This is a genomic window from Moritella sp. (assembly GCF_033791185.1).
Lineage (GTDB): Bacteria > Pseudomonadota > Gammaproteobacteria > Enterobacterales > Moritellaceae > Moritella.
Map to the genome: position 1 here is coordinate 1 of NZ_JASJHF010000172.1, position 4,548 is coordinate 4,548.

General features: G+C 42.0%; 5 protein-coding genes and 1 pseudogene. All 6 read left to right on the forward strand.

From position 1 onward, the window contains the following. Positions 1-58 precede the first annotated feature (58 nt). Entirely contained in the window at positions 59-1,111 is a 1,053-nt protein-coding gene (locus QNK26_RS10400; RefSeq protein ID WP_319222736.1) for an acetaldehyde dehydrogenase (acetylating), read from the forward strand. Positions 1,112-1,120: 9 nt separating this feature from the next. After that, positions 1,121-2,197 carry a 4-hydroxy-2-oxovalerate aldolase gene (dmpG, locus tag QNK26_RS10405; RefSeq protein WP_319222737.1) on the forward strand — a complete coding sequence of 359 codons (1,077 nt, stop codon included), beginning with the start codon at positions 1,121-1,123 and terminating at the stop codon, positions 2,195-2,197. A 43-nt stretch (positions 2,198-2,240) separates the two neighbouring features. Then, on the forward strand, positions 2,241-3,059 hold the full coding sequence (locus tag QNK26_RS10410) for a 2-keto-4-pentenoate hydratase (protein WP_319222739.1): 819 nt from the start codon (positions 2,241-2,243) through the stop codon (positions 3,057-3,059). A gap of 48 nt (positions 3,060-3,107) precedes the next feature. Then, the gene (locus QNK26_RS10415; RefSeq protein ID WP_319222740.1) at positions 3,108-3,563 is read left to right on the forward strand and encodes a RidA family protein; all 456 of its coding nucleotides are present in this window, start codon (positions 3,108-3,110) and stop codon (positions 3,561-3,563) included. 40 nt (positions 3,564-3,603) lie between these two features. Further along, entirely contained in the window at positions 3,604-4,140 is a 537-nt protein-coding gene (locus QNK26_RS10420) for a 3-hydroxyanthranilate 3,4-dioxygenase (RefSeq protein ID WP_319222742.1), read from the forward strand. A gap of 68 nt (positions 4,141-4,208) precedes the next feature. After that, a pseudogene (locus tag QNK26_RS10425) lies at positions 4,209-4,548 on the forward strand (amidohydrolase); the annotation flags it as partial.

Below are 4,548 nucleotides of genomic sequence, written 5' to 3' on the forward strand. Positions count from 1 at the left end.
ACACGCGTATTTCAGGCTTAGGCTCAGTTCGAGTGGCATTTTCACAAGGTAAATCATAATGACTAATGTTAGAGCAGCGGCTAAAACTACTGATAATGCGAATAGCGCGAAGATTAAAGTCGCGATTATTGGCTCTGGCAATATTGGTACTGATTTAATGATCAAAATATTGCGCACTTCAACAAATCTAGAAATGGCGGCAATGGTCGGCATTGATGAAAAATCGGATGGCTTAGCAAGAGCGAAAAAATTTGGCGTAACCACTACGCACCAAGGTATCGATGGTTTAGTTAACTTACCTGACTTTAGCGAGATTAAAATTGTCTTTGATGCAACATCGGCCTATGCCCATAAACATCATAACGAAATACTACAGCAACATAACAAACAGGTTATTGACTTAACGCCGGCGGCTATTGGCCCATATACAGTGCCAGTAGTAAATCTTGAGAAAATATTAGCCGAAAACCCAACACAAGCCAACGTCAACATGGTGACGTGTGGCGGCCAAGCAACTATTCCTATGGTTGCGGCAATTAGCAACTTAGCAACCGTACATTACGCTGAAATTGTCGCTTCAATTGCGTCAAAATCGGCAGGTCCGGGTACCCGCGCGAATATTGATGAATTTACGCAAACTACTTCGCGCGCTATTGAACAAGTAGGCGGCGCAAAAAAAGGTAAAGCGATTATTGTGATGAACCCAGCTGAGCCGCCAATGATGATGCGCGACACCGTATTTGTATTGAGTGAGTTACCAGAAGCTGCCGGCATTACCGAGCAAGATATTGCAGATTCTGTCAGTGATATGGCCAGTAAAGTACAAAGTTACGTGCCAGGTTTCCGCTTAAAACAACAAGTACAATTTGAGCGCTTTGAAGCCGATAACCCAGTACATATTCCGGGTTATGGTGATTTTGTTGGCCTTAAATCGTCAATATTTTTAGAAGTAGAAGGCGCCGCGCATTACTTACCAGCGTACGCGGGCAATTTAGATATTATGACATCGGCAGCATTAGGCACAGCTCAACGCATTGCCGATAGCCGATTCTTAAACTCAGCTTCAAACTCAGATTTAAAGAAGCAATCAACTGCTAGCATTAGCGGGTAAGGAATAATTATGACTATTGAAAATACCCCAGCAACTGATGCTAAAAAATTATACATTCAAGATGTTACATTACGCGATGGCATGCATGCCATTCGTCACAAATATTCAATTGACCATGTACAAGCTATTGCTAAAGCAATAGATAAAGCTGGCGTTGACGCTATTGAAGTGGCGCACGGTGACGGTTTAGGTGGCTCAAGCTTTAACTATGGTTTTGGCGCACATACCGACCGTGAATGGATTGAAGCGGTTAATGATGTGATTGAAAATACCAAATTAACGACATTAATTTTACCCGGCATTGCGGTAAAAGAAGATTTAAAATGGGCTTGGGACAGTGGCGTACGCTCGGTGCGTATTGCAACACATTGTACTGAAGCCGATGTGTCGAAACAGCACATTGAATATGCACGCGAACTTGGTATGGATACCTGTGGATTCTTAATGATGTCGCATATGAGCGACCCACAAAGTTTAGCTCAACAAGCAAAGTTAATGGAATCGTACGGCGCACAGTGTGTTTACATTACCGATTCAGGCGGTGCGATGAATATGGATGATATTGCCGCTCGTGCTAAAGCCTACAAAGCAGTATTAAAGCCAGAAACTGAAATCGGCATTCATGCTCATCATAACTTATCGCTTGGCGTTGCTAACTCTATTGTGGCCGCTCAGCACGGTGTTACTCGTATTGATGCCTCACTTGCTGGTATGGGCGCAGGCGCAGGTAATGCACCACTCGAAGTATTTATTGCTGCAGCCTCAAGACTAGGTTGGGATCACGGTACTGATTTATACACCTTAATGGACGCTGCCGATGATTTGGTTAGACCATTACAAGACCGACCGGTACAAGTTGACCGAGAAACATTATCACTAGGTTATGCGGGCGTTTACTCAAGCTTTTTACGTCATGCTGAACAAGCCGCAAAAACGTATGGCTTAGATACTCGTGAAATACTGGTTGAGCTAGGACACCGTAAAATGGTGGGCGGGCAAGAAGATATGATCGTTGATGTTGCCTTAGATTTGCTCAAACAAAAGCAGAGCCAGCAGAGTAAACCTGCTGTTAAACATAGCGCTTAGGATCTAAGTCCTAGCAACAGTAAGCTATTTAAAGAGAATAATTATGACACAAGTAACCGCGACAACAATAAACCTTGATGCAAAAGCAAGCATTGATGAAAAAATTAGCCAACTGGCTAAGCAAGTCGACTCAGCCGCTTTTAATGTTAAGGCGATAATGCAATTATCAATGCTAGGTGAAGCATTAACATTAGATGAAGCGTATCACGTACAAGATGCTTCATTGGCACGCCGAATTGATCGCGGTGAAAAACAAGTTGGCATAAAGATGGGCTTTACCAGTCGTGCGAAAATGATCCAAATGGGTGTTGATGACATGATCTGGGGACCATTAACCGATGAAATGTTTATTGAAGAAGGCGGTGAAGTGGCCTTTGATAAATTTATTCACCCAAGAGTGGAGCCTGAAATTGCATTTTTATTGAAAAAACCGTTATCTGGTAATGTTACCTTAACTGAAGTTATGGCCGCTGTTGAAGCCGTAGCCCCAGCCTTAGAAATAATAGATTCGCGTTATAATAATTTTAAGTTTTCGTTAGAAGATGTGGTTGCTGACAATTGTTCATCATCTGGATTTACTATTGGCGCATGGCAACAAGCCACCGATGATATATCAAACTTAGGTATGGTGATGGAATTTGACGGCCAAGCGGTACAAATTGGATCAAGCGCTGCTATTTTAGGTAATCCATATCGATCACTTGCCGCGGCCGCTCGTGTTGCTGGCGAAGCGGGCAAAACATTACCTGCAGGTTCAATTGTGTTAGCGGGTGCATCAACAGCTGCCGAAGCATTAAAGCCAGGCGTGCATGTGAAATTACATTGTGAAAAATTAGGCGTTGCTGAATTTACAGTCGCTTAGTTCATGTTTAGAAATGATTTAGAAATAGTTAAATAATAGGTATAGGCCATGACCATTGAAAGCCAAGTAATTGATAGCCAAGTAGTTGATAGCCAGGTGATTAAAGCAAAAGCTAAGCCAAGAGGTAAGTTTCCTCACTTTAAACGAGCTGGAGATTTTATCTACGTGTCAGGTACCAGCTCTCGCTTACCAGACAATAGTTTTGTCGGTGTTGAAGTAGATGCCATGGGCGCAACTAACTTATCAATTAAAGCGCAAACACGTGCCGTAATCGATAACATTGCCGATATATTAACGGTAGCCGGTGCTGACTTATCAAACGTAGTTGAAGTAAGCAGTTACTTAGTCAATATGAATGACTTTGCTGGTTACAATGAAGTTTATGGTGAGTATTTTGACGAATCAGGGCCAACGCGTACTACCGTTGCCGTGCATCAATTACCGCACCCGCATCTATTAATAGAAATTAAAGTTGTGGCGTATAAGCCGCAGTCTACTAAATAACTTAAACATAGCAACGCGCAAGCAAAGCTCTGGAGTGAATATGAGTACTGAATTAATTGACAATGTGAGCCGTTTAAATGGTTTTAATTTTCAGCAATGGATCAAAGATCATGAGCATCTACTAAAGCCACCAGTGAATAATAAATTGGTTTGGGAAGATGCTGATCTAATGGTGACTGTTGTAGGTGGTCCAAACCAACGCTATGACTATCATGTTGACCCGGTAGAAGAGTTTTTCTATCAAATGAAAGGCAACGCATTTTTACGAGTGATGACTAAAAATGGCCCAGAAGAAGTGCACTTGAAAGAAGGTGACATCTTTTTATTACCACCATTTGTACGCCACTCGCCGCAGCGTCCTGAAGAAGGTAGCATTTGTTTAGTGATTGAACCTAAACGACCAGATGGCGCTAAAGATGCGTTTGAATGGTATTGCCAATCTTGTCATACCTTAGTGCACAGAGCAGAGTTGATCTTAAAGAACATATCTAAAGATCTACAGCCAGTATTTAAAGCGTTTGCGAGTGACGAGTCATTAAGAACGTGTCCAAGTTGTGGTGAGATACACCCCGCTTAACTACTGAGTTGTGTAATTGGCGAGCAACCAATTAACCATTTTTAAAAAGAAATAATAAAGGAACTATCATGAGCGTAGTCGATATGCACACCCATTTTTTACCTAAAACTTGGCCTGATTTAGCCGAGAAATTTGGTGGTGAGTGGCCTTGGATGAGGCACACAGAACCTGGAAAAGCTATGTTAATGCAAGGCGATAAAGATTATCGTCCAGTATACGAAGCTTGTTGGAACCCAGCTGTGCGAATTGAAGAAATGGACCGTGACGGTATTGATACTCAGATAATGTGTGCGACACCATTATTATTTTCTTATGACAAAAAATCTGACCAAGCGCATGAATGTGCAAAAATATTTAATGATTTAGCTTTAGATATTTGCAGTCATGACAACAATCGCTTAAAAGCAC

Bases quoted from the DNA above. Each gene is read 5' to 3' on its own strand.
- QNK26_RS10400 (WP_319222736.1), top strand. From the start codon at position 59: ATGACTAATGTTAGAGCAGCGGCTAAAACTACTGATAATGCGAATAGC.
- dmpG (WP_319222737.1), top strand. From the start codon at position 1,121: ATGACTATTGAAAATACCCCAGCAACTGATGCTAAAAAATTATACATT.
- QNK26_RS10410 (WP_319222739.1), top strand. From the start codon at position 2,241: ATGACACAAGTAACCGCGACAACAATAAACCTTGATGCAAAAGCAAGC.
- QNK26_RS10415 (WP_319222740.1), top strand. From the start codon at position 3,108: ATGACCATTGAAAGCCAAGTAATTGATAGCCAAGTAGTTGATAGCCAG.
- QNK26_RS10420 (WP_319222742.1), top strand. From the start codon at position 3,604: ATGAGTACTGAATTAATTGACAATGTGAGCCGTTTAAATGGTTTTAAT.